Source organism: Bradyrhizobium sp. 195, from assembly GCF_023101665.1.
GTDB lineage: Bacteria > Pseudomonadota > Alphaproteobacteria > Rhizobiales > Xanthobacteraceae > Bradyrhizobium.
Genome location: NZ_CP082161.1, coordinates 61,705 through 83,224, shown reverse-complemented (window position 1 = coordinate 83,224; position 21,520 = coordinate 61,705). Strand labels below are relative to the sequence as shown.

General features: G+C 64.8%; 22 protein-coding genes and 1 tRNA gene. 12 read left to right on the top strand and 11 right to left on the bottom strand.

Annotation, left to right across the window (positions count from 1 at the left end; translation table 11 throughout):
- Position 1: 1 nt before the first annotated feature.
- The 3 genes from lptC to IVB26_RS00425 all read right to left on the bottom strand — a co-directional run bounded on the left by lptC (position 2) and on the right by IVB26_RS00425 (position 2,898).
- A complete protein-coding gene (gene lptC, locus IVB26_RS00435; RefSeq protein WP_247970132.1) occupies positions 2-727 on the bottom strand; it encodes an LPS export ABC transporter periplasmic protein LptC in 726 nt (241 codons plus the stop codon).
- 135 nt (positions 728-862) lie between these two features.
- Positions 863-1,477, bottom strand: a complete 615-nt coding sequence (locus tag IVB26_RS00430) for a ribonuclease D (protein WP_247970131.1) — start codon at positions 1,475-1,477, stop codon at positions 863-865.
- A 104-nt stretch (positions 1,478-1,581) separates the two neighbouring features.
- Complete coding sequence (locus tag IVB26_RS00425; RefSeq protein WP_247970130.1) at positions 1,582-2,898, bottom strand: UbiA family prenyltransferase; 1,317 nt, start codon at positions 2,896-2,898, stop codon at positions 1,582-1,584.
- A 287-nt stretch (positions 2,899-3,185) separates the two neighbouring features.
- On the opposite strand from IVB26_RS00425, the gene IVB26_RS00420 reads away from it, so the two are divergent.
- A complete protein-coding gene (locus IVB26_RS00420) occupies positions 3,186-4,457 on the top strand; it encodes an MFS transporter (RefSeq protein ID WP_247970129.1) in 1,272 nt (423 codons plus the stop codon).
- Between the two features lie 123 nt (positions 4,458-4,580).
- Here the strand turns inward: IVB26_RS00420 and IVB26_RS00415 are convergent.
- Positions 4,581-4,667: transfer RNA gene (locus IVB26_RS00415), tRNA-Leu, on the bottom strand.
- Between the two features lie 150 nt (positions 4,668-4,817).
- Here IVB26_RS00415 and IVB26_RS00410 point away from each other — a divergent pair.
- Positions 4,818-5,783 carry a complex I NDUFA9 subunit family protein gene (locus tag IVB26_RS00410; protein WP_247970128.1) on the top strand — a complete coding sequence of 322 codons (966 nt, stop codon included), beginning with the start codon at positions 4,818-4,820 and terminating at the stop codon, positions 5,781-5,783.
- Positions 5,784-5,936: 153 nt separating this feature from the next.
- Here IVB26_RS00410 and IVB26_RS00405 read toward each other — a convergent pair whose 3' ends face one another.
- From IVB26_RS00405 to IVB26_RS00395, 3 genes are all read right to left on the bottom strand, one after another.
- Positions 5,937-6,677, bottom strand: a complete 741-nt coding sequence (locus tag IVB26_RS00405) for an SDR family oxidoreductase (protein WP_247970127.1) — start codon at positions 6,675-6,677, stop codon at positions 5,937-5,939.
- Positions 6,678-6,680: 3 nt separating this feature from the next.
- Entirely contained in the window at positions 6,681-8,006 is a 1,326-nt protein-coding gene (locus IVB26_RS00400; protein WP_247970126.1) for an FAD-binding oxidoreductase, read from the bottom strand.
- A gap of 187 nt (positions 8,007-8,193) precedes the next feature.
- The gene (locus IVB26_RS00395; protein ID WP_246925019.1) at positions 8,194-9,000 is read right to left on the bottom strand and encodes an undecaprenyl-diphosphate phosphatase; all 807 of its coding nucleotides are present in this window, start codon (positions 8,998-9,000) and stop codon (positions 8,194-8,196) included.
- A gap of 169 nt (positions 9,001-9,169) precedes the next feature.
- Here IVB26_RS00395 and IVB26_RS00390 point away from each other — a divergent pair, with 169 nt between their 5' ends.
- From IVB26_RS00390 to IVB26_RS00380, 3 genes are all read left to right on the top strand, one after another.
- Positions 9,170-9,862 carry a glutathione S-transferase family protein gene (locus IVB26_RS00390; RefSeq protein ID WP_247970125.1) on the top strand — a complete coding sequence of 231 codons (693 nt, stop codon included), beginning with the start codon at positions 9,170-9,172 and terminating at the stop codon, positions 9,860-9,862.
- Positions 9,811-10,986 carry a tRNA epoxyqueuosine(34) reductase QueG gene (gene queG, locus IVB26_RS00385; RefSeq protein ID WP_247970124.1) on the top strand — a complete coding sequence of 392 codons (1,176 nt, stop codon included), beginning with the start codon at positions 9,811-9,813 and terminating at the stop codon, positions 10,984-10,986. The genes IVB26_RS00390 and queG overlap by 52 nt, the downstream gene beginning before the upstream one ends.
- Positions 10,987-11,168: 182 nt before the next feature.
- Entirely contained in the window at positions 11,169-11,966 is a 798-nt protein-coding gene (locus IVB26_RS00380) for an acyl-CoA thioesterase domain-containing protein (protein WP_247970123.1), read from the top strand.
- Between the two features lie 132 nt (positions 11,967-12,098).
- On the opposite strand, the gene IVB26_RS00375 is transcribed toward IVB26_RS00380, so the two are convergent.
- Both IVB26_RS00375 and IVB26_RS00370 read right to left on the bottom strand, forming a co-directional pair.
- Positions 12,099-12,566 (bottom strand): nuclear transport factor 2 family protein, encoded by a 468-nt coding sequence (locus IVB26_RS00375; protein WP_247970122.1) that lies wholly within the window; start codon positions 12,564-12,566, stop codon positions 12,099-12,101.
- 119 nt (positions 12,567-12,685) lie between these two features.
- Positions 12,686-13,486, bottom strand: coding sequence for an alpha/beta hydrolase (locus IVB26_RS00370; protein WP_247970121.1), 801 nt, complete (start codon positions 13,484-13,486; stop codon positions 12,686-12,688).
- Positions 13,487-13,731: 245 nt separating this feature from the next.
- Between IVB26_RS00370 and infC the strand changes: the two genes are divergently transcribed.
- The gene (gene infC, locus IVB26_RS00365) at positions 13,732-14,271 is read left to right on the top strand and encodes a translation initiation factor IF-3 (RefSeq protein ID WP_091962567.1); all 540 of its coding nucleotides are present in this window, start codon (positions 13,732-13,734) and stop codon (positions 14,269-14,271) included.
- A 239-nt stretch (positions 14,272-14,510) separates the two neighbouring features.
- Here infC and IVB26_RS00360 read toward each other — a convergent pair whose 3' ends face one another.
- Positions 14,511-14,915 carry a hypothetical protein gene (locus tag IVB26_RS00360; protein ID WP_247970120.1) on the bottom strand — a complete coding sequence of 135 codons (405 nt, stop codon included), beginning with the start codon at positions 14,913-14,915 and terminating at the stop codon, positions 14,511-14,513.
- A 272-nt stretch (positions 14,916-15,187) separates the two neighbouring features.
- Here IVB26_RS00360 and rpmI point away from each other — a divergent pair, with 272 nt between their 5' ends.
- On the top strand, positions 15,188-15,388 hold the full coding sequence (gene rpmI / locus IVB26_RS00355) for a 50S ribosomal protein L35 (RefSeq protein ID WP_008539890.1): 201 nt from the start codon (positions 15,188-15,190) through the stop codon (positions 15,386-15,388).
- A gap of 80 nt (positions 15,389-15,468) precedes the next feature.
- The gene (gene rplT / locus IVB26_RS00350; RefSeq protein WP_063198836.1) at positions 15,469-15,828 is read left to right on the top strand and encodes a 50S ribosomal protein L20; all 360 of its coding nucleotides are present in this window, start codon (positions 15,469-15,471) and stop codon (positions 15,826-15,828) included.
- 11 nt (positions 15,829-15,839) lie between these two features.
- Here rplT and IVB26_RS00345 read toward each other — a convergent pair whose 3' ends face one another.
- Positions 15,840-16,331, bottom strand: coding sequence for a hypothetical protein (locus tag IVB26_RS00345; protein WP_458309305.1), 492 nt, complete (start codon positions 16,329-16,331; stop codon positions 15,840-15,842).
- A 69-nt stretch (positions 16,332-16,400) separates the two neighbouring features.
- Here IVB26_RS00345 and pheS point away from each other — a divergent pair, with 69 nt between their 5' ends.
- The 4 genes from pheS (at position 16,401) to IVB26_RS00325 (ending at position 21,382) form a co-directional block, all read left to right on the top strand.
- Entirely contained in the window at positions 16,401-17,483 is a 1,083-nt protein-coding gene (pheS, locus tag IVB26_RS00340) for a phenylalanine--tRNA ligase subunit alpha (RefSeq protein ID WP_247970119.1), read from the top strand.
- A 221-nt stretch (positions 17,484-17,704) separates the two neighbouring features.
- Positions 17,705-18,151 carry an endonuclease domain-containing protein gene (locus tag IVB26_RS00335; protein WP_247970118.1) on the top strand — a complete coding sequence of 149 codons (447 nt, stop codon included), beginning with the start codon at positions 17,705-17,707 and terminating at the stop codon, positions 18,149-18,151.
- On the top strand, positions 18,148-20,556 hold the full coding sequence (pheT, locus tag IVB26_RS00330) for a phenylalanine--tRNA ligase subunit beta (RefSeq protein ID WP_247970117.1): 2,409 nt from the start codon (positions 18,148-18,150) through the stop codon (positions 20,554-20,556). Before IVB26_RS00335 ends, pheT begins: the two co-directional genes overlap by 4 nt.
- A 55-nt stretch (positions 20,557-20,611) precedes the next feature.
- A complete protein-coding gene (locus tag IVB26_RS00325; protein ID WP_247970116.1) occupies positions 20,612-21,382 on the top strand; it encodes a sulfite exporter TauE/SafE family protein in 771 nt (256 codons plus the stop codon).
- Positions 21,383-21,520: the final 138 nt, after the last annotated feature.

Here is a 21,520-nt window from a genome sequence, read left to right as displayed (position 1 = left end):
ATCATCTTGAGTTGGCAGACTTGTTCTGAGGCGTACGTGTCTTCGCTGGCGGCGCCGGCTCGGGTGGCGCAGGCTGAGCGGCGGGCTCATCCAGCTTGTCCAGATGCATCACCACATTGCCCTCGAAGCGGATGACGTCGCCGCCTTCGGTGATGCGCAATTTGTCCGCGGTCAGCGTGCCATTGGTCAGCTTGACGTCGACGCGCTCGTCCGAGGAGACCGTGCCCTTGTTCATGTCGACGAAGGCGGAGTTCAGCCGCGCCTCGTAGCCGGTGGAAGTGCGCAGGAAGATGTCCTTGTGCAGATCGAGCTGCTGCTGCTTGTTGTCGAAGCGGCCGGTGCGGGCATCGAGGAACAGGGTGGATTGATCCTCCATCAGCACTTTCGCGCGCAGGTCCTTGAGATCGACATGATCGGGATCGGTGATGTCCTGGGTCGCGGTCTTGGCCCAGAGCTCGTAGGGCCGCTGGTCCGGCGTGAAGCCGGAAAGATGCGGCGACTCCATGGTGATCTTGGTTCCCGACACCACCATGTTTTCGACCGTGAGCGGCAGCTCCGGAATCCGGAATTTGTTGAAGAACGCGACGTAGATGATCACGGCCATGGCCACGACCACCGTCGCCGGCACCGAGACGCGCAGAATCCGCACCAGGCGGCTGTGGCGCGCCGCGCTGGCAAACTTCGCCGCAAGGGCGGCGTCGTAGGTGGGATTATGGGCCGAATTCACCTGGGTTCCTGAGGTGTCGCTCGCCTGATCCGGTTGAAGGGCGCTGCATTGTAACCGGCGGCGCCTAAATATGCAGCCCGCGACAGGCTGTTACGAAAGTGTCCGAAACGGGGCGACCACTCCCTCCAAGGGGGCTCAGGAGTGCGCGAAAATGTCCTCTTCCTCCCAGCCCTGGAGGTCGAGCAAGGCGCGGGTCGGCAGGAAATCGAAACAGGCCTTGGCGAGCGCGGTGCGGCCTTCCCGCACCAGCATGGCATCTAACCGCTCGCGCAGGGCATGCAGATGCAGCACGTCGGATGCGGCGTAGGCCAGCTGCGGCTCGGTCAGGCTGTCGGAACCCCAGTCGCTGGACTGCTGCTGCTTGGAGAGGTCGACATTGAGGACCTCGCGCACGAGGTCCTTGAGGCCATGGCGGTCGGTGTAGGTGCGGATCAGGCGGGAGGCGATCTTGGTGCAGTAGATCGGCCCGGTCATGACGCCAAAAGTCTGGTACAGCACCGCGACGTCGAACCGCGCAAAGTGGAAGATCTTGGTGATCTCAGGATTGGCCAGCAGCGCCTTCAGGTTCGGCGCGTCGGTGTGCCCCTTGGGGATCTGCACCACGTCGGCGCTGCCGTCGCCGGGCGAGAGCTGCACCACGCAGAGTCGGTCACGGTGCGGGTTCAGCCCCATCGTCTCGGTATCGATCGCCACCGCTCCGGTGTAGCGGGACAGGTCCGGCAGGTCGCCGCGATGCAGGCGTACGGTCATGGCGTTTCAAAACCTCGGGTCGAATTGGTGCGTCGGCACAATAATGAATTCGGATTGCCCGCGATGTAGCCATTGCCGGCGGGCCGCGCAAGCACGGGGTTCGGTCAGATCGCGGCCAGCATGATGCAGATCATCGCCGCGACCGTGACGCGGCTGGCGCCGTCGCGGAAGGTGTAGAGAATCGGATCGTCCGGCATCTCGCGGCGATGCGCCATCATCAGGGCGCGGCCGAACCAGTAGAGCAGCAGCGGGTTGAGCAGCCACAGCATCCAGGGCCGGCTGTACAGCGGTGTGACCGCGCTCGAGGAGACATAGAGCGAGAACACGGTCACCGCGTTCATCGCGCTCGCCGCCGCCATCGCGGCGATGACATGCAGATCGGTGACGCGATAGTCGCGGTTGGAGGGATCGGCAAGGCCTGCGCTCTCGCGCATGCTGAGCTCGCTGAAGCGCTTGATCAGCGCCAGCGAGGTGAACACGAACAGCGAGAAGATCAGCAGCCATTCCGACAGCACGACGCCGACGCCGACCGCGCCGGCGACGATGCGAAGCGTGTAGAGACCGGCGAGCGTGACGATGTCGACCAGCATCTTGCGCTTGAGCACGAGCGAATAGGCGATCGTGGTGACGAGATAGGCGCCGAGCACGCCGAGGAACAGCGGCGAGATGCAGAGGCCGGCCGCGACCGCGAACAGCCACAGCGCGGGGATCGCTAATAGCGCGGACGAGATCGGCAGGTCGCCGGCCGCGAGCGCGCGATGGCGCTTGGTCGGATGTTGCCGGTCGGCCGCGAGATCGAGCAGATCGTTCATCAGGTAGGCGCCGGACGCGCAGGCCGAGAACGCCAGGAACGCCAGCAGCGCGGAGCCGAAGCTGGCAGGGTTCAGCTGATGCGCGGTGATGACGGGCACGAACACCAGCGTGTTCTTGGCGTATTGGTAGACGCGCAGCGCTTTCGCCCAGGTCTTGAAGCCGGCTCTGCTTCTGTCGCGATTTTCGATTTGCTCGATGGAGGCACGATCGAACGGCAGGCTGCCCGCAGCGAGGTCGGCCGGGGTGACGACGCCGTCGAAGCCGAGATGCGTCGCAATGCCGGCGGCATGATCGGCGAAACGACGCGCGACGAGGTAGATCTTCTCACCCCGCGCCCGCGCCGCCAGCGCCCTGTTCAACACGTCGGAATCATAGGGCAGATGGGCGTAGTCGATCTCGGCCCGAGCCAGGATATCGGTGAGGGCCGCCATGCCCGGTCGCCCGCCCGCACCGAAACGGGCAAGCATAAGGGCGGGCCGGCTGAAGAGCGCTTCCATCAGCAGCTCCGAGCGCAACAGCGCGCCTTCGAGATCGATGGCAAGCGTCCGCGAAGCCGCCGGGACTACCGACGGTGCGCCAGACTCGTGCTGCCGGGCAGGCTGCTCCATCCGAAAACGCTTCTCGTGACCTCGACATGACCGGCATTCAGCCGGGGAGCAGGGAAATGGACGGCCGCGAGCCTAGGGGGCATTCGCTAAGGGCGGCTTAATTCAGCCGCAGCAGGGAAAGGCCGGCGAGCACCGGGCTCAATGGGTCTACCCGGCTGTTGCCGGGATCCCACAATTTCGCGCGGCCTTCACATTCCGGCGCGATCTGCGCCACTTGCCGGTGGAAATCGTCCCTGCCCACCCCATCTGCCAGTTTCCCTCCCCGCTCCCGGCGAAATCGAGACCTAATGACCGAACAGACGCTCGCCGCGCCTATCGACGATCCATCGGAGCGCCCGCGCGGCTTCTCGCGCTACCAGGCGCTTCTCATTGCGCTGCTCGCGTTCACGCAGTTCACGATCATTCTCGACTTCATCATCATGTCGCCGCTCGGCGCCATCCTGATGCCCGCGCTCGACATCACGGCGGGGCAATTCGGCATCGCGGTGTCGGCCTACGCGTTCAGTGCGGGCATTTCGGGCGTGCTGGCCGCCGGCTTTGCCGATCGTTTCGATCGCAAGCGCCTGCTGCTGTTCTTCTATGTCGGCTTCACGCTCGGCACGATGCTGTGCGCCGCGGCGCCGAACTACCACGTGCTGCTGCTCGGCCGGATCGTGACCGGATTGTTCGGCGGGGTGATCGGCTCGGTGGTGCTCGCCATCATCACCGATCTATTCCCGCTGCAGCTGCGCGGCCGCGTGATGGGAATCATCCAGACGGCGTTTGCCGCGAGCCAGGTGCTGGGCATTCCAGCGGGGCTGTTTCTCGCCAATCACTGGAGCTGGCATGTCTGCTTCATCGCGATCGTCATCGTGTCGATCGTGGCGATCATCATCATCGCGTTCGCGATGGAGCCGGTCGATGCGCATCTGAAGCTGAGGCAGGACAGAAACCCGTTCCGCCACCTGGTCGCGACGATCGGTGAGCCACGCTATACGCTGGCCTTTGCCGTGACGACCTTGCTGGCGACCGGCGGCTACATGCTGATGCCGTTCTCCAGTGCCTTCACCGTGTACAATCTCGGCATCGACCTCACGCATCTGCCGACGATCTATCTCGTCTCCGGCCTGTTCAGCATCGTCACGGGGCCGATGGTCGGCAGGGCGAGCGATGCGTTCGGCAAATACCCGACCTTCGTGTTCGGCTGTGTGATGACCGTCATCATGGTGCTGATCTACACTCATCTCGGCCCGGTCTCGCTCGTGACGGCGATCACCGTCAACGTGCTGATGTTCGTCGGCATCTTTTCACGGATGATCCCGTCGCAGGCCCTCATGTCGGCGATCCCCGATCCCACCCAGCGCGGATCCTTCAGCGCGGTCAGCGCCTCGCTCCAGCAGCTCTCCGGCGGCCTCGGCTCGGTGCTTGCCGGCGCGATCATCGCGCAAGCGCCCGACGGCTCGCTGATCCATTTCGACCGGATCGGCTACGTCGTCGTCACGACGACGCTCGTCACGCTGGTGATGATGTATTTTGTGCAGAAGGCAGTGGCGGCGCGGGCCGGGAAGCGGGTCGTGTGACGGGCGGCCTGGCGGGGGCGATTTGGCGTACCCAAGAACCGCTGCGACAGCGATCTAGAGATCCCCGTGCCGCCATCTTCAACGATCGGAAGCACCCCTATTTTGCGGCCAAATTCCGCAAAATGGTGCCCAGGAAAGGACTCGAACCTTCACGGCCGTTAAGCCACTGGCACCTGAAGCCAGCGCGTCTACCAATTCCACCACCTGGGCATGCCGTTTGGGGCACGGAGGCGGTTACTACGGTTCGGTGACGCCGTTGTCAATTCATGCTTGCAGCCCCCTCGGGATGCCGATTGCGCATCGCAAACCGGCCCGATACAAGCCTGACAAGACGCACTCTTTTCCGCAGGATTGGCTCCCATGGCATCGAATCTGGACACGCTCGTCACGGTTTTCGGCGGATCGGGGTTTTTGGGCCGCAGCGTGGTCCGCGCCCTGTGCAAGCGCGATTACCGGGTCCGGGTCGCGGTCCGGCGGCCGGAACTGGCCGGATTCCTCCAGCCGCTCGGCCGGGTCGGGCAGGTCCACACCGTGCAGGCCAATCTGCGCTATCCGGCCTCGGTCGAGGCGGCGCTGCGTGATTCGCATGTCGTGATCAATCTGGTCGGCGTCCTCACTGAAGCCGGCGCGCAGACGTTCGACGCCGTTCAGGCCAGGGGCGCCGAAACGGTCGCCAAGGCGGCGGCCGCCGCGGATAGCTCCCTGGTCCATGTCTCCGCGATCGGCGCCGACGCCGAATCGCCCTCGCGCTATGCCAAGGCCAAGGCGGCCGGCGAAGCGGCGGTCCTGGCCGCGGTGCCGTCGGCGACGATCTTCCGCCCCTCCGTGATGTTCGGCCCCGAGGACCAGTTCACTAACCGTTTCGCGGCGCTGGCGCGGATGTCGCCGGTGCTGCCGCTGATCGGCGGCGAGACGAAGATGCAGCCGGTCTATGTCGGCGACGTCGCCACCGCGATCGCGGATGCCGTCGACGGCAAGGCCAAGGCGGGCGCGACCTACGAGCTCGGCGGGCCGGAAGTGCTGACCATGCGCGAGATCATCGAGGCCATCCTCGAAATCGCCGATCGCAAGCCGATGCTGGCGCCGCTGTCGTTCGGCCTCGCCCGCTTCCAGGCCAACTTTCTGCAATTTGCGCCGGGGGCGTTCAAGCTGACGCCGGACCAGGTCACGATGCTCGAGCGCGACAATGTCGTGTCGGAGGCGGCGAAGGCAGCCGGCCTGACGCTGGAAGGGCTTGGCATCACGCCCGATTCGCTGGAAGCGATCGCTCCGCAATATCTCTGGCGCTTCCGCCCGCAGGGCCAGTTCCAGCGCATGGGCGTGTGAGGTCTCTTACCTCTCCCGCTTGCGGGAGAGGTCGCCGCGTAGCGGCGGATGAGGGCTTTCTCCTCTTGGGGGTCCTCGCCCGCGGAGACACCCTCTCCCCCTGCCCTCTCCCGCAAGCGGGCGAGGGAGCGCACCTCCAGCGCGGCGACAGCCTCAAAACTTCAGCTTCTTGAAAACCGCTTCCGGCAGCGTCTTGATGATGAGCATCACCAGGCGCCATTTGCCGCTGACATAGACGACGTCGGTCTTGTTCTCGACGGCGGCGAGGATCGCATCGCCAACCACCGGCGCTTCGACGGTGAGCGGGCCGATCAGCTTCATGCCCTCTGTCATCCTGGTGCGGACGAAGCCGGGCTTGACGGTGACGACATGCACGCCGCCACGGCTGGCACGGGCGCGCAAGCCGGAGAGGAACGCGGAGAAGCCTGCCTTGGCCGAGCCGTAGACATAGTTCGAGGCGCGGCCGCGATCGCCGGCGACGGACGACACGCCGACGAGCGTGCCGCTGCCGCGTGCCAGAAACTTTTCCGCGAACAGGCCGAGGATCAGTGCGGGGCCTTCGTAGTTCGAGCGCATGATCGCGGTGGCGTGCGTGAGATCGCTCTCGGCATCCTGCTGTACGCCGAGCAGGCCGACAATCGAAATGACAACGTCAGGCAATGCCGGCAGACCGGCGACGAAGCCATCGAATGAGGCCGTGTCGAGCACATCAAACTTATGGAGACCGACTTCCACGGCATAGCGCGCGCGCAGATCGGCGGCATCAGGCTCCAGCGCGGCAACGTCGCGGCCTGCGAGGGCGACATCGTACCCGGCCTTGGCGAAGGCGCGCGCGGCGGCGCGGCCGATATCGGAGGAGCCACCGAGCACAATTGCGGATTTGCGTGACGTCACGGCCTAGACCTCATCGAACAGACGCTGTGAAAGTTTCGATCGGATGTTGCCGGCGGGATCGAGCGATTTGCGGATCGCGTTGAAACGCTGCAACGCAGGATAGCCCGCCGCGAAGGTCGTGCGCGACTGACGCGCGTCTTTCGCCAGATACAGCCGCCCGCCGGCGGCGACGACAAGACGATCGATCTCGTCGAGGAAATTCAGGATGTCGCCCTTCACGGGGAAATCCAGCGCCAGCGTGTAGCCGGGCAGCGGGAACGACAGGATGCCGTCGCCCTGGCCGAGCTTCTTGAGCACGGCGAGGAAGGAGGCATCGCCGCGCCGTGCGACGCGATCGAGGATCTCGCCGAGCACGGCGCCCGCCCCTTGCTCCGGGATCACGCATTGATGCTGGAGGAAGCCGCGCTTGCCATAGATGCGATTCCACCCACCGATGCCGTCGAGCGGAAAGAAATACGGATAGAGCGAGACCACATGGCTGCCGCCGGAGCGCCGCGCGCCCATGCGATAGTAGAGCTCGTTGAAGGCGCGGACGCTGGTGCGGTTCAGCGCCATTGACGGCAGATCGACCGGCACGCTGAGCCTGGGGTCCTTGCCGACCGGAAATGCATCGGCGCCGTCCGGCAGCTCGCCTTTGCCCGCGTGCTCGCCGAGATAGATCAGCGAACGGCCGAGATCGCGCCCTCGTGCCACGCAGTCGATCCAGGCCACCGAATAGGTCGCCTCATCGCTCGCCTCGAGCGCGCGCATCGCGGCATCGAGATCGGACGCGGAGATCACCCGCTCGCGGATCCACCCGGTTTCGACCGGACGCAGCCGCATCGTCGCTTCCAGGATGATGCCGGTCAGGCCCATGCCGCCGACGGTCGCGAAGAAGGCCTCGGAGTTCTGTTCGCGCGAGGCCTCGATGACCTCGCCCTGCCCGGTGCGCAGCAACAGGCTATCGACATAGCGGCCGAAGCCGCCTTCGCAATGGTGGTTCTTGCCGTGCACGTCGGCCGCGATGGCGCCGCCGATCGAGACGAACCGCGTGCCGGGCACAACGAAAGGCAGGAAGCCGCGCGGGCCAAAGGTGTCGATCAGGTCCGACAGCAGAATGCCGGCCTCCAGGCGGATGCGGCCCGTCACCGGATCGAACGACCTGACGCGGTCGAAGCCGGTCATCCCGACGGTCCTGACGGCGCCGATCGCGGCATCGCCATAGGCGCGGCCGTTGCCGCGCGCGACGGTACCGGACGAGACGGCCTCGCCGACCGCCGCGAACGAGCGCGGACGCAGCACATCGCTATCGACGACCGGGAAGCGCCCCCAGCCGCTGACGAGGGTCATGGTTCAGCTCCTGTGCCGGGCGCGCGCCGCCCTGCCTTGGAAACTGCCTACCGATCAAAAGCTTATTTTGCGTTGAAGGCGTGGTGGAACGTAGCCCGGATGGAGCGCAGCGTAATCCGGGAATCGTGCCACAAGTGATAGCGGCCCCGGATTGCGCTGCGCCCCATCCGGGCTACGAACCGATAATTTACCGCCCCAGCGCCAGCGCGATCAGGCCGAGCGTGCCGACGATGACGCGCCACCAGGCGAACACCACGAAGCCATGCCGGGTGACGTATTCCAGGAACGTCTTGACCACGATGATCGCGGTGATGAACGACACCACGAAGCCGATCGCGACGATGCCCATATGGTCCATCGTCATCTCGGACCGGTTCTTGTAGAAATCGTAGGCGAACGCGCCGATCATGGTGGGGATGGCGAGGAAGAACGAGAACTCCGCCGCCGCGCGCTTGTCGGCGCCCAGGAACATCGCGGCGACGATGCTGGCGCCGGAACGCGACACACCCGGGATCATAGCTACGCACTGCGCGATGCCGATATAGAGATACATCAGCAGCGGAAACCGGGTGGCGTCATGCTCGCGCGGCTTGAGGTCGAGCTTGTCGACCCAGAGCAGGATGGCGCCGCCGACGATCAGCGTGAAGCAAACGACCCAGGGATTGAACAGCACGCTCTTGATGTATTTGCCGGCAACGAGGCCGACGATCACGGCGGGCAGGAACGCCACCAGCACGCCGATCACGAAGCGGCGCGCATAAGCATCGCCCGTGAAGAAGCCGATCACGACATCCCACAGCTTCTTGAAGTAAAGTCCGACGATCGCGAGGATCGCACCTAACTGGATCAGAACCGTAAAGGAATCCCAGAAGGCGCCTTCACCGAGATGGAAGAAGCGTTCCGCAAGCAAGAGGTGGCCGGTCGAGGACACGGGAAGGAACTCGGTCACACCCTCGATGATGCCGAGGATCACTGCCCGTATTGCATCTGACATATTTACGGTCCATTTCGGCTAGAAAAGCGGGGCCCTTCTCGCCTATTCGCCCCCATGCCGCAATCGCAAAATGCGAAATCACGCCCTTGCTTCGCGGTTTTGAAGGACTAGTGTGGCGCCGCACAAACATTGATGGATTCTTAAGCACCATCAAATAGTCAAAGGCTTCATGTTTACGCTGTTTCATCATCCGTTCTGTCCGCATTCGCGCTTCATCCGCCTGGTCGCGGGCGAATACGGGCTCGACCTGAAGCTGGTCGAGGAGCGCAGCTGGGAACGGCGCGAGGCGTTTCTGTTGCTCAATGCGGCAGGCACGACGCCCGTGATGGTGGACGACGAGCAGCCCCCGATCCCGGGCGCGGCGATCATCGCCGAATATGTCGACGAGGCCTATGGTGCCGAGATGGGACCCAAGCGCCTGATGCCGGAAACGATCTCCGAGCGCGTCGAGGTGCGCCGGCTGATGGCCTGGTTCAACGAAAAGTTCTTCGAGGAGGTCTCGCACCCTCTCGTCACCGAGCGCATCTACAAGCGCTTCATGAGCGAGGAGAACGGCGGCGGGCCACCTTCGGCCGACGTGATGCGCGCCGCCAAGGCCAATGTGCGCTATCATCTGGCCTATATCGGCTGGCTGGCGCAGACGCGTAATTTCCTCGCCGGCGACCGGCTCACTTACGCGGACCTCGCCGCCGCGGCGCATCTCTCGGCGATCGACTATCTGGGCGACGTGCCATGGAGCGAGGACGACGCAGCAAAGGCGTGGTACGCGCGGGTGAAGTCCCGTCCGTCGTTCCGTCCGCTGCTGAGCGAATGGCTGGCCGGCGTGCCGGCGTCGCGGACCTACGTGGACCTGGATTTCTGAGCTCCGATCCAATTGAACTGAAAACGGCGCTTGCGCGCGAAGCGCTTGCGCTCGGCTTCGACTGCATCGGCGTCACCGCACCCGGCACGATCGAAAAGGCAGGAGCGCATTTTCTCGAATTCATCGCCTCGGGCGGTCACGGCGACATGGACTGGCTCGCCGCTCAGCCGGAGCGCCGCGTCGATCCGCGTGGGCTGTGGAGCGACGTGCGCAGCGTGATCATGCTCGGCGTCAATTACGGTCCCGACCAGGATCCACTCGCGACCCTCGAACAACGCACGCGCGCGGCGATCTCGGTCTATGCGCAAGGCGACGACTATCACGACCTCATCAAGAAGCGGCTGAAGGCGCTGGCGCGTTGGCTGGTCGCGACCGCGCCATCGGACGTGAAAGTGTTCGTCGACACCGCGGCGGTGATGGAGAAGCCGCTGGCGCAAACCGCGCGTCTCGGCTGGCAGGGCAAGCACACCAACCTCGTCTCGCGCGAATTCGGCTCGTGGCTGTTCCTCGGCGCGATCTACACCACGCTGGAGCTGCCGCGCGACGACGCCGAGATCGATCATTGCGGCTCGTGCCAGGCCTGCCTCGACATCTGCCCGACCGCTGCGTTTCCCGCGCCCTACAAGCTCGATGCGCGGCGCTGCATCTCGTACCTGACCATCGAGAACAAGGGGCCGATCCCGCGCGAGTTTCGCAAAGCCATCGGCAACCGCATCTACGGCTGCGACGACTGCCTTGCGGCGTGTCCCTGGAACAAGTTCGCGCAGGAAGGACGCGAGGCCAAGCTTGCCGCGCGCGACGAATTGCGCGCGCCTGAACTTGCGGAGCTGGCACGGCTCGACGACGCCGCGTTTCGCGCGCTGTTCACGAAATCGCCGGTCAAGCGCATCGGCCGCGATCGCTTTTTGCGGAACGTGCTGATCGCGATCGGCAATTCCGGCGATGCGACGCTGGCTGAAGAGGCGCGGCGATTGCTCGATGATGCGAGCCCACTGCTGCGCGGGGCCGCGGTGTGGGCGCTGGGGCAGTTGATGTCGCGGGAAGAGTTTGCGGAGATGAAGAGCTCTGCTTTGAGCGCAGAGTCCGACGCGACCGTGTGTGAGGAGTGGCGCGCCGCCTCCTAACTCTCGGTGTCATTCCCCGCGAAGGCGGGGAATCCAGTACGCCGCAGCTTATCGACTCCATCACTGCCGTCTCGGAGTACTGGATCGCCCGATCAAGTCGGGCGATGACACCATTGTTGTGGCCACGGTGCGCGCACCTCACCACACTTGATTTTCCCCCTCATTCCCGCAATCTCGCGCGCATGACAAACATGCCTTTCTTCACCCGCGACGGCGACACATTCCATCCGACGGAAGTGGCCAACGGTCCATGGGATCCGACATCACTGCACGGGCGCGTCATCATCGGCCTGCTCGGCTTCGCCATCGAGGAGCGCCATTCCGGGTCTGAATTCGTGCCGGCGCGGCTCACCGTCGACATGTTTCGGCTGCCGACCATCGACAAGCCGATCGAGGTGACGACGCGCCTGGTGCGAGACGGCCTGCGCATCCGCGTGGTGGAAGCGGAGTTCGTCTCCGGCGGCGTCAGCATGGCGCGCGCCTCGTGCCAGCTGTTGCGGCGGACGCAAAACCCGGACGGTAACGTCTGGTCGCCGCCGAACTGGGATGCGCCGAAGCCGGCCGATATTCCCAAGCCCACCGATCCCAGGCTCGGCATGAACGGCAAATGGACGACGCGGCCGATCGTCGGCCATATGGGCTCGCTCGGTCCGCGCCGACTATGGATGAGCGAGGTGCGCGAACTCGTTGAGGGCGTGCCGATGACGCCGTTCGTCCATGTCGCCACCGGCGCCGATTTCACCAGCCCGTTTGCGAATGCCGGCGACAAGGGGCTCGGCTACATCAACAGCGACGTGACGATCTATCTGCACCGTCTGCCGGTGACGAGCTGGATCGGCTTCGAGGTGGTGAATCATCACGCCACCGACGGCGTCGCGATCGGCGAATGCTGGCTCTACGACGAACAAGGTCCGATCGGCACCGCGACGGTGGCGGCACTGGCACAGCGCAAGCCGATCGTGAATCCGTCGAAGCGGTAGCGGCGCGACAACGCTCTCCATTCGTCATTCCGGGGCACGCGAAGCGTGAGCCCGGAATCGATAACCACGATCGGGAGTATGGATTCCGGGCTCGCGCCAAGAGGCGCGCCCCGGAATGACGAATGGAGAAAGCTACTTCAAATGTCGCTGCATCTCCGGCCGCGCCTTCAGCTCGGCGCCCTGCTTGGCGACGATCTTCGCAATCCGTTCCGGTGCAAACTTCAGATCGACGAACGCCGGCGCGGTGTTGGCGACCTCGTGATAGCCCACGATCTGGCCGTCACGCAGCGTCATGATCGCCACACCCTCGAACATCGCGCGCGCGCCGTTCGCTTCCGGCAGGGTTGATTTGTAGCTGAAAGTGTAGCGCGCATAGAGCGTGGTGCCGTCGGTGACGGCGTCATGCATGTCCCAGCGGAAATCGGTCGCCGTGCGATAGAACCAGTCGTCGATCAGTTCGGCGATCTTCGCGCGGCCAGCGAAAGCGCCGTAGAAGACGTCGTGATAGACGCCATCCTCGGTGAACAGCTCGGCAAACGCGCGGCCGTTGCGCTGCTCGACCGCGTCGCAGAACGCGCGCAGCATCGCGGTGGTGTTCATTGGCGTTTCTCCTTCCCCATGCTCAGCATGCCGCGGCTTTTCGGTTCAAACACAACGGCCGCGGCGTACTGGATCGTCCGCCTTCGCGGACGATGACATCGAATTCTTGGCGAGCAATTTCACCCGATCTCCGCCACTGCGGCAAGAATGCGCGCGATGTCCTGCGGGCGGGAGAGGCGGTGATCGCCGTCCTGGATCATGGTCAGCACGACATCGTCGGCCGGCAGACGGTGCGTCAGCGCGAAGGCATGCTGCCAGGGCACGTCGGGATCCTGCGCGCCTTGCAGGATGCGGACGGGGCAGCCGAGATCGATGGCGCTGCCGAGCAGGAGATGATTGCGCCCCTCCTCGATCAGGTTCCGCGTGATCGGATAGGGCGAGCCGTCGCCATAGTCCGACGGCCTCATCCAAACGCCCTTGGTCTCGATCTCCCGCTTCACCGCCGCCGAAAAATTCTTCCACATCAGCTCTTCGGTGAAATCCGGCGCCGGCGCGATCAGGACGAGACCGGCCAGCGACGCCTTGGTCTGTTGTTTCTCTTGCCGCTTCTTGATCTCGCGCGCGAGCAGCAGCGCCATCCAGCCGCCCATGGACGAGCCGATCAGGACCTGCGGGCCCTCGCAGAAGCGCTCGAACACCGCCACGCTCTCCTCTAGCCAGCGCCCGATGGTTCCATCGGCGAAATCGCCGCCGGATTCGCCGTGGCCGGAATAGTCGAACCGGACCATTGCGCGGCCGTGATCGCGGGCCCAGCCGTCCAGCGCCAAGGCCTTGCTGCCCTGCATGTCCGACTTGAATCCGCCGAGCCAGAGCAGCCCGGGCCCTTGCCCGGGCCGGCTGCGGACCGCGATCCTGCGTGCTGACGTGCCCTCGCCCACGTCGATGAAGCCGGGCACGGCCTCGGGAATTGCATTGGTCATGGAACGTTTCCCCTGGCTGCACGGTTTGAGCTGTCCGGTCGTATTCCGCGGCGCCGCAGACCGGCATTGCCCCTTGGGACGCTTGCGGAACGGAAGCAAGGTGTCTATGTCGGTCACCGGGCCCAGGCGTGGCCGAAATACCTCGCATTTGAGGGTTTTTCGATCGCGCTCCGAGCGAATTGCTTGCCGGCCAACGCATCTTCCTGCAAAATAGCAGCCTCTTTCACAACTTTGGAGAACCACCCATTCGCCGTCCCAATAAAGCCCCGCCCGTCGCCAGCAAAGATGGGCCGCGCATCAATGATGATATTCGCAATGCGCAGATCCAGCTGATCGATCAGGCCGGTGACAACAAAGGCACGGTCGAGACTGTTGCGGCCATCCGCATGGCCCAGGAGGCCGGCATGGATCTGGTCGAGATCTCGCCGAACGTCAGCCCTCCCGTGTGCAAGATCATGGACTACGGGAAGTATAAGTACTCCGCCCAGAAAAAAGCCGCCGAAGCCCGCAAGCGGCAGAAGATCGTCGAGATCAAGGAGATCAAGCTCCGCCCGATGATCGACGACCACGATTACGACGTGAAGATGCGCGCGATGCAGCGGTTCTTCGAAGAGGGCGACAAGGTCAAGATCACGCTGCGCTATCGCGGCCGCGAAATGGCGCATCAGGAGATCGGCACTAAGCTGCTCGACAAGATCAAGACCGACGTCGCCGAGCTCGCCAAGGTCGAGCAGGACGCGCGGTTCGAGGGCCGTCAGGTCGTCATGGTGCTGGCGCCGCGCTGACACCGGTTTGTCAGGACTGATAATTCAACGGCCCGTCCGGATGTCCGGCGGGCCGTTTTGTTTGTGCGGGGGTGCACGCCGCGAGCGTTGCTGCACCCTCGCCCGCTTGCGGGAGAGGGTGGCGCGAAGCGCCGGGTGAGGGCTCTCTCCTCTGGAAGACTGTCCCGTTGTGGAGACACCCTCTCCCCAACCCTCCCCCGCAGGCGGGGGGAGGGAGCGCACCGCCTTCTTGGCGATAGTTAGGTCCGCGTCGCCTGCCAGGTGCCGCTGCACTGGTCTCCGGAAATGATCCCCTTCCACGACCCGGTGCCGTTCACGCCGGCGAGCCGACCGCCGCCGCTGGCATGGGACGCGCCGACCGAGACCTGGACCGCGACTGCGCCGCCGCGATTGACCCTGCCGGAGACCCGGCCCCCGCCGGCGGACGAGACCCGGCTGCCGGTCACGGCGAACGGGACGCTGTAACCGGAGCTGCAATTGCCCCGTGTGGTGGCGAAGGTGACATTCCAGACGCCGTCATAGCTGCCGACGCGGGCATCGGCAGTCGACGGCAGCGCAGCCGTTGCGAGCACGGCGATCAGCGCCAGTTGGCGCGGGCGGGCGAAATCGGTCAGAGACGACAGCAACTGGGAAAAATGGGCCATTTTGGTCCTGCTCCGGGCGACAGACTTGGACATAAGGGCAGCAATTCCCGATAGTCGCCGGGCAGGTTCCGCCGGTTCATCGTTGCCAATTGGCTCGTCCTCTGCCATAAGCCCAGCCTTCATCGCCCGGCTGATTAAGGGCTGCCGTGGCGGTGTTTCGGTGCGGGTTTCGCGCTTGTTCGCAAAACCTGAGCACAATCAACGCTCTAACGAGCATTTTTGACGGCCAGCCGCCTTCGCGGGCGGATCTCTGTGGCCATTAGGAGAGCCAAATGCCCAAGCTGAAGACCAAATCGGGCGCTAAAAAGCGCTTCAAGGTGACTGCCACCGGCAAAGTGATGCACGCCCAGCGCGGCAAGCGTCACGGCATGATCAAGCGGACGAAGAAGCAGATCCGTCAGCTCCGCGGCACCCGCGTGCTGTTCAAGACCGACGGCGACAACGTCAAGAAGTACTTCTTGCCGAACGCCTGATCGCGTCCACGATCACTGCCACCTCGCGCCGCATTCGCGCGGCGATCCGAAACCGAAGTCATCTCTGAAGGATATTTGTCATGTCTCGCGTCAAACGCGGTGTGACCGCCCACGCCAAGCACAAGAAAGTCTACAAGGCCGCCAAGGGCTTCTATGGCCGCCGCAAGAACACCATCCGCGCCGCCAAGCCGGCCGTGGAGAAGGCCCAGCAATACGCCTTCCGTGACCGCAAGCGTAAGAAGCGCACATTCCGCGCGCTCTGGATCCAGCGCATCAACGCTGCCGTCCGTCCGTTCGGCCTGACCTACAGCCGATTTATCGACGGCATGGCCAAGTCCGGGATCACCGTGGACCGCAAGGTGCTGTCGGATCTCGCGGTCCACGAGCCCGCCGCGTTCCAGGCGATCGCCGAGAAGGCCAAGGCCGCGCTCGCCGCCTGAGCCGTGCGGCGCTAGCGGCCGGCTCCGCCGGCCTTCAGCGCGCGTTGCGAGTAGCGCTGGGCGACCTCCGCCCGGCAGAAGGCCGTGGCCGAGATATACATGGTACCGGACTTGTTCCGGTACTTTTGGTCGCAGATCCGCAACCCGCGCTGGTAGCTGAGCTTCTGTGGCGGCCCCAGCCGGCCGATGAAATCGACCTCGCACTTCTTCTCGACCGCCTCACCGAACTGCACGTCGCCGCTGGCGCCGTATGCGCAGGCCTCGAACAGCTTCATGGCACGGTCGCAGCTCGGCGCCGCGTTCAGGGCCACGACGATGTCATCCATCGACGTGGATTTGGCCTGGCATTCGTCGGCGAGCGCCGCGCCTCCCAGAATGCCTTCCAACAGAACCAGGGCCAGGCCGGCCACGCAGGATCTCAAACGCATCGTCTTCTCCTTCGCGTTCAGGTTGGTGCCAGCCATGCCTTGACGGTTCAAATGCCCCACATTTTCGACCTCCATTCGGCTTGACGTTCCGCCCCGGCTGCGGCCACAACCCGGCAGCCTTTTGCAAGTTTGAGGGATCCGACCGTGTCCGACCTCGCCAGTCTCGTTCAATCCATCCTCGCGCAGATTAGTGCTGCCGGCGACGAAGCGGCCCTCGAAGCCGTGCGTGTTGCCTCGCTCGGCAAGAAGGGCTCGATCTCAGCCTTGCTCGCGACGCTCGGCAAGATGTCGCCGGACGAGCGCAAGACGCAGGGCGCCGCGATCAACCAGGCCAAGGACGAGGTCACCCAGGCGCTGGCCGCGCGCCGCGACGTCTTGAAATCGGCGGCGCTCGATGCGCGGCTGGCGTCGGAGACCATCGACGTCACCCTGCCGCTGCGCGACGCGACGACTGAAGCCGGCCGCATCCATCCGCTGAGCCAGGTCTGGGACGAGCTGACCACGATCTTCGCCGACATGGGCTTCTCGGTCGCCGAAGGCCCCGATATCGAGACCGACGATTACAACTTCACCAAGCTGAACTTCCCCGAAGGCCATCCCGCGCGCGAGATGCACGACACTTTCTTCTTCCATCCGAAGGAAGACGGCTCGCGCATGCTGCTGCGAACCCACACCTCGCCGGTGCAGGTGCGCACCATGCTGAGCCAGAAGCCGCCGATCCGCGTGATCTGTCCGGGCCGCACCTACCGCATCGATTCGGATGCGACCCACACGCCGCAATTCCACCAGGTCGAAGGCCTCGTCATCGACAAGACCTCGCATCTCGGCCACCTCAAATGGATCCTGCACGAGTTCTGCAAGGCGTTCTTCGAGGTCGACCACATCAACATGCGCTTCCGCCCCTCGTTCTTCCCGTTCACCGAGCCGTCGCTGGAAGTCGACATCCAGTGCCGCCGCGACAAGGGCGAGATCCGCTTCGGCGAGGGCGAGGACTGGCTCGAGATTCTCGGCTGCGGCATGGTGCACCCGAACGTGCTGCGCGCATGCGGCATCGATCCCGACGAATACCAGGGCTTTGCCTGGGGCATGGGCATCGATCGCATCGCCATGCTGAAATACGGCATCGCCGACCTGCGCCAGCTGTTCGACAGCGACGTCCGCTGGCTGTCCCATTACGGCTTCAAGCCGCTCGAAGTGCCGACGCTGGCTGGGGGGCTGAGCGCGTGATGCTCGCTCTCAACATTGAGCCAGCGAAGACTTTCTCCGTTCCCGTTGCGGAGACAACCCTCTCCCTGCCCCTCCCCCGCCTGCGGGGGAGGGAACGGATAGAGCGAGGGCTTCGCGTTCGTCGTATGGATACGTTTTCTCGAGCCTCGCAACCGGTCGGACTCCCTCTCCCGCTTGCGGGGGAGGGCTGGGGTGAGGGTGTCTCCTCGATGGGGCTGCCAATGGTCGATCCTGAACATCCGGACTGGAAGGTGTCGGCCAAGCTACGAGCCAATGCACGAGCGCTCGGGCGCAACTCCACCGATGCAGAGCGTATCTTGTGGTCGGAGCTGCGTGCTGGCCGATTGAACGGCGCCAGCTTTCGTCGCCAAGTGCCGATCGATCGGTACATCGCCGATTTCATCTGCCATACAGCCAAGCTCGTCATCGAGCTCGATGGCGGCCAACATTCCTCCGACGCAGGCGAGCGCGCCGATGCGCCTCGCTCTGCCGCGATCGAAGCGAAAGGTTTCAAGGTGCTTCGCTTCAGCAATCTCGACGTCATGACCAACCGCGCCGGTGTTCTCGAAACAATCGCCACTACCGTCGCGGAGAGAGCCCCCACCCCAACCCTCCCCCGCAAGCGGGAGAGGGAGCAGACCGTCTCCGTGGAGAAGAAACAGCCATGAAATTCACCCTCTCCTGGCTGAAGGATCATCTCGAGACCGACGAGCCGCTGGACAAGCTCGCCGAGAAGCTCACCATGATCGGGCTCGAGGTCGAGAACATCGAGGACAAGGCGAAGGCGCTGAAGCCTTTCACCATTGCGAGGGTGATCTCGGCCGAGCAGCATCCGAATGCTGATCGTCTGCGCGTCTGCATGGTTGACACCGGGGACGGCGGTGCGCCCGTGCAGGTCGTGTGCGGTGCCCCGAATGCGCGTGCGGGCCTCGTCAGCGTGTTCTCGCCGCCCGGCACTTACATTCCCGGCAAGGACATCACGCTCGGTGTCGGCACCATCCGCGGCGTCGAAAGCCGCGGCATGCTGTGCTCGGCGGCCGAGCTGCAGATCTCCAATGACCATGACGGCATCATGGAATTGCCGGCGGACGCGCCGCTCGGCGCGGGCTATGCCGAATGGGCCGCGCTCGGCGATCCCGTGATCGAGATCAATTTGACGCCGAACCGGCAGGACTGCACCGGCGTGCACGGCATCGCGCGCGACCTTGCCGCGGCCGACATGGGCAAGTTCAAGGACCCCACCATCAAGCCGATCAAGGGCGAATTCCCGTGCCCGGTGAAGGTCACGGTCGAGGATTCCACGCTGTGCCCGGGCTTCGCGCTTCGCCTCGTGCGCGGCGTGAAGAACAAGCCGTCGCCGGAATGGCTGCAGAAGCGGCTGACCGCGATCGGGCTGCGCCCGATCAACGCGCTGGTCGACATCACCAACTTCATGACCTACGACCGCGCGCGTCCGCTGCACGTGTTCGATGCCAAGAAGGTGAAGGGCCATCTCGTCGTGCGCCGCGCGCGCGACGGCGAGACGCTGCTCGCGCTCGACGGCCGCACCTATAATCTCGATCCCGCCATCTGCGTGATCGCGGACGAGCACGGCGTCGAATCGCTCGCCGGCATCATGGGCGGCGAGGCCTCGGGCTGCGACGATGATACCACCGACGTGCTGATCGAATCGGCGCTGTGGAACGAGATCAACATCGCCCAGACCGGCCGCAAGCTCGGCATCAATTCGGACGCACGCTATCGCTTCGAGCGCGGCGTCGATCCGGCCTTCATGGTGCCCGGCCTCGAGCTTGCGACCAAGCTGGTGATGGAAATGTGCGGCGGCGCGCCGTCCGAGACCGTCGTGGTCGGCAAATCCTTCGGCGACGACCGTGTGATCGATTTCCCCGTCACCGAGGTCAAGCGCCTCTCCGGCATCGAGGTGCCGCAGTTGGAGATGAAGCGCATCCTGACCCATCTCGGCTTCATGATGGCGGGCCCGGGCCCCGTCGTGAAGGTCGCTGTGCCCTCGTGGCGCTCGGACGTGCACGGCAAGGCCGACATCGTCGAGGAGATCGTCCGCATCTTTGGCGTGGACAAGGTGCCGATGACGCCGTTCGAACGCGGCGAGGACGCGCGCAAACCGGTGCTGACGCCGCTTCAGCTGCGCACCCGCCGCGCCAGGCGCGCGCTCGCAAGCCGCGGCATCATCGAAGCGGTGACCTGGTCATTCATCACGAAGCCCGCGGCGCAATTGTTCGGCGGCGGGCAACGCGAGCTCGAAGTCGCCAACCCGATCGCGTCGGATCTCTCCGACATGCGCCCGACCCTGCTCGCGGGCCTGATCGCGGCGGCGCAGGCCAACGCCGATCGCGGCTTTGGCGATGTCGCGCTGTTCGAGGTCGGCCAGCTCTTCAAGGGCGATCGCCCGCAGGATCAGTTCATGGCGGCGAGCGGCGTTCGCCGCGGCTTTGCCTCCTCGGAAGGTCTGGGGCGGCACTGGTCGGGCTCGGCACAGGCCGATGTGTTCGACGCCAAGGCGGATGCGCTGGCGGTGCTGGCTGCCGCCGGCGCGCCGATGCAGGCGCTGCAGATCGTCGCGGGCGGTCCGGCATGGCTCCATCCGGGTCGCTCCGGCACGATCCAGATCGGGCCGCAGAACGTGCTCGGCACTTTCGGGGAGATGCATCCGCGCGCGCTGGAAGCGCTCGGCGCCGACGGCCCGCTGATGGTGTTCGAGGTGATCCTCGACCGGATCCCCGAGGCCAAGAAAAAGCCGACCCGCGCCAAGCCCGTGATCGAGCTGTCGGCGTTCCAGCCGGTGTCACGCGACTTCGCCTTCATCGTCGATCGCAGCGTGAAGGCCGGCGACATCGTGCGTGCCGCGCAAGGCGTCGACAAGAAGCTGATCACCGGCGTGAGCGTCTTCGACGTCTATGAGGGCAAGGGCATCGACGACGGCAAAAAGTCGATCGCGGTCGCGGTCATGCTCCAGCCGCGCGAGAAGACGCTGACCGACCAGGAGATCGAAGCTGTCGGCGCCAAGATCGTGGCGGAGGTCACGAAGAAGACCGGCGGCACGCTCCGAGCATGATACCGAAAAGTGTGAAGCGGTTTTCGGACAACATCATGCTCCAGAATCATAGAGCATGACCCTCGCTGATTTCCTTCCGAAGGACGTCAGCCTCACCATTGCGATGGCGCTCTGCGCCGTCGCTTTCGTTTCGGGTACCGCACGCGGCTTCTCCGGCTTCGGCTCGGCGCTGATCTTCATGCCGCTGGCGAGCAGCATCGCTGCGCCGCGGCTCGTTGCCGCCTTGCTGCTCGTGATCGATTTTGTTTCGGCAGCGCCGCTGCTGCCGGACGCGTGGCGGAAGGCGGATCGCAAGGCCACCGCCGTGATCGTACTGGGTGCGCTGATCGGCGTCCCCCTCGGCACCTATTTCCTCAGCGTGCTCGAACCCGTCACGACGCGCTGGATCATCTCCTGCTTCGTCGCGGCGCTGTTGCTGCTGCTGCTGTCGGGCTGGCGCTATCGCGGCAAGGACCACGCCTGGCTCTCGGTCGGCATTGGCGGCCTCTCGGGTTTCTGCAGTGGCCTCGCGCAGACCGGCGGCCCGCCGATCGTCGGCTACTGGCTCGGCCGCCCGATCGCGCCGATCGTCGCGCGCGCCAATATCGTGCTGTTCTTCGGCGCGTCGGATCTCTTCTCGATGATCAGTTACGCGACCACGGGCTTGATCTCGCGCGAGTCGCTGCTGTTGTCGCTGGTCGTCGGCCCGGTCTATGCGGTTGGTGTCGCGTTCGGGGCGTCGCTGTTCGGACGCGCCAGCGAAAAAGTGTTTCGCGGCATCTGCTACGCGCTCATCGCGATGGCGGTGATTGCCGGGCTGCCGGCGCTGGATGGGGTGTTGCGCTAACTCTCTCAGCGGGTCGCCCCCGCGAACGCGGGGACCCATACCGCGTGATTTATCGAGTAGACACAGCTGGCAGTACCGATAAAGGTCCTGAACGGCGAGTCTTCGCCCAACTACGCCCTGTGGTTATGGGTCCCGGAT

Bases quoted from the DNA above. Each gene is read 5' to 3' on its own strand.
- IVB26_RS00430 (WP_247970131.1), bottom strand. From the start codon at position 1,477: ATGACCGTACGCCTGCATCGCGGCGACCTGCCGGACCTGTCCCGCTAC.
- IVB26_RS00425 (WP_247970130.1), bottom strand. From the start codon at position 2,898: ATGGAGCAGCCTGCCCGGCAGCACGAGTCTGGCGCACCGTCGGTAGTC.
- IVB26_RS00420 (WP_247970129.1), top strand. From the start codon at position 3,186: ATGACCGAACAGACGCTCGCCGCGCCTATCGACGATCCATCGGAGCGC.
- IVB26_RS00410 (WP_247970128.1), top strand. From the start codon at position 4,818: ATGGCATCGAATCTGGACACGCTCGTCACGGTTTTCGGCGGATCGGGG.
- IVB26_RS00400 (WP_247970126.1), bottom strand. From the start codon at position 8,006: ATGACCCTCGTCAGCGGCTGGGGGCGCTTCCCGGTCGTCGATAGCGAT.
- IVB26_RS00395 (WP_246925019.1), bottom strand. From the start codon at position 9,000: ATGTCAGATGCAATACGGGCAGTGATCCTCGGCATCATCGAGGGTGTG.
- IVB26_RS00390 (WP_247970125.1), top strand. From the start codon at position 9,170: ATGTTTACGCTGTTTCATCATCCGTTCTGTCCGCATTCGCGCTTCATC.
- queG (WP_247970124.1), top strand. From the start codon at position 9,811: ATGGCTGGCCGGCGTGCCGGCGTCGCGGACCTACGTGGACCTGGATTT.
- IVB26_RS00380 (WP_247970123.1), top strand. From the start codon at position 11,169: ATGACAAACATGCCTTTCTTCACCCGCGACGGCGACACATTCCATCCG.
- IVB26_RS00375 (WP_247970122.1), bottom strand. From the start codon at position 12,566: ATGAACACCACCGCGATGCTGCGCGCGTTCTGCGACGCGGTCGAGCAG.
- IVB26_RS00370 (WP_247970121.1), bottom strand. From the start codon at position 13,486: ATGACCAATGCAATTCCCGAGGCCGTGCCCGGCTTCATCGACGTGGGC.
- IVB26_RS00360 (WP_247970120.1), bottom strand. From the start codon at position 14,915: ATGGCCCATTTTTCCCAGTTGCTGTCGTCTCTGACCGATTTCGCCCGC.
- rpmI (WP_008539890.1), top strand. From the start codon at position 15,188: ATGCCCAAGCTGAAGACCAAATCGGGCGCTAAAAAGCGCTTCAAGGTG.
- rplT (WP_063198836.1), top strand. From the start codon at position 15,469: ATGTCTCGCGTCAAACGCGGTGTGACCGCCCACGCCAAGCACAAGAAA.
- IVB26_RS00345 (WP_458309305.1), bottom strand. From the start codon at position 16,331: ATGGAGGTCGAAAATGTGGGGCATTTGAACCGTCAAGGCATGGCTGGC.
- IVB26_RS00335 (WP_247970118.1), top strand. From the start codon at position 17,705: ATGGTCGATCCTGAACATCCGGACTGGAAGGTGTCGGCCAAGCTACGA.
- pheT (WP_247970117.1), top strand. From the start codon at position 18,148: ATGAAATTCACCCTCTCCTGGCTGAAGGATCATCTCGAGACCGACGAG.
- IVB26_RS00325 (WP_247970116.1), top strand. From the start codon at position 20,612: ATGACCCTCGCTGATTTCCTTCCGAAGGACGTCAGCCTCACCATTGCG.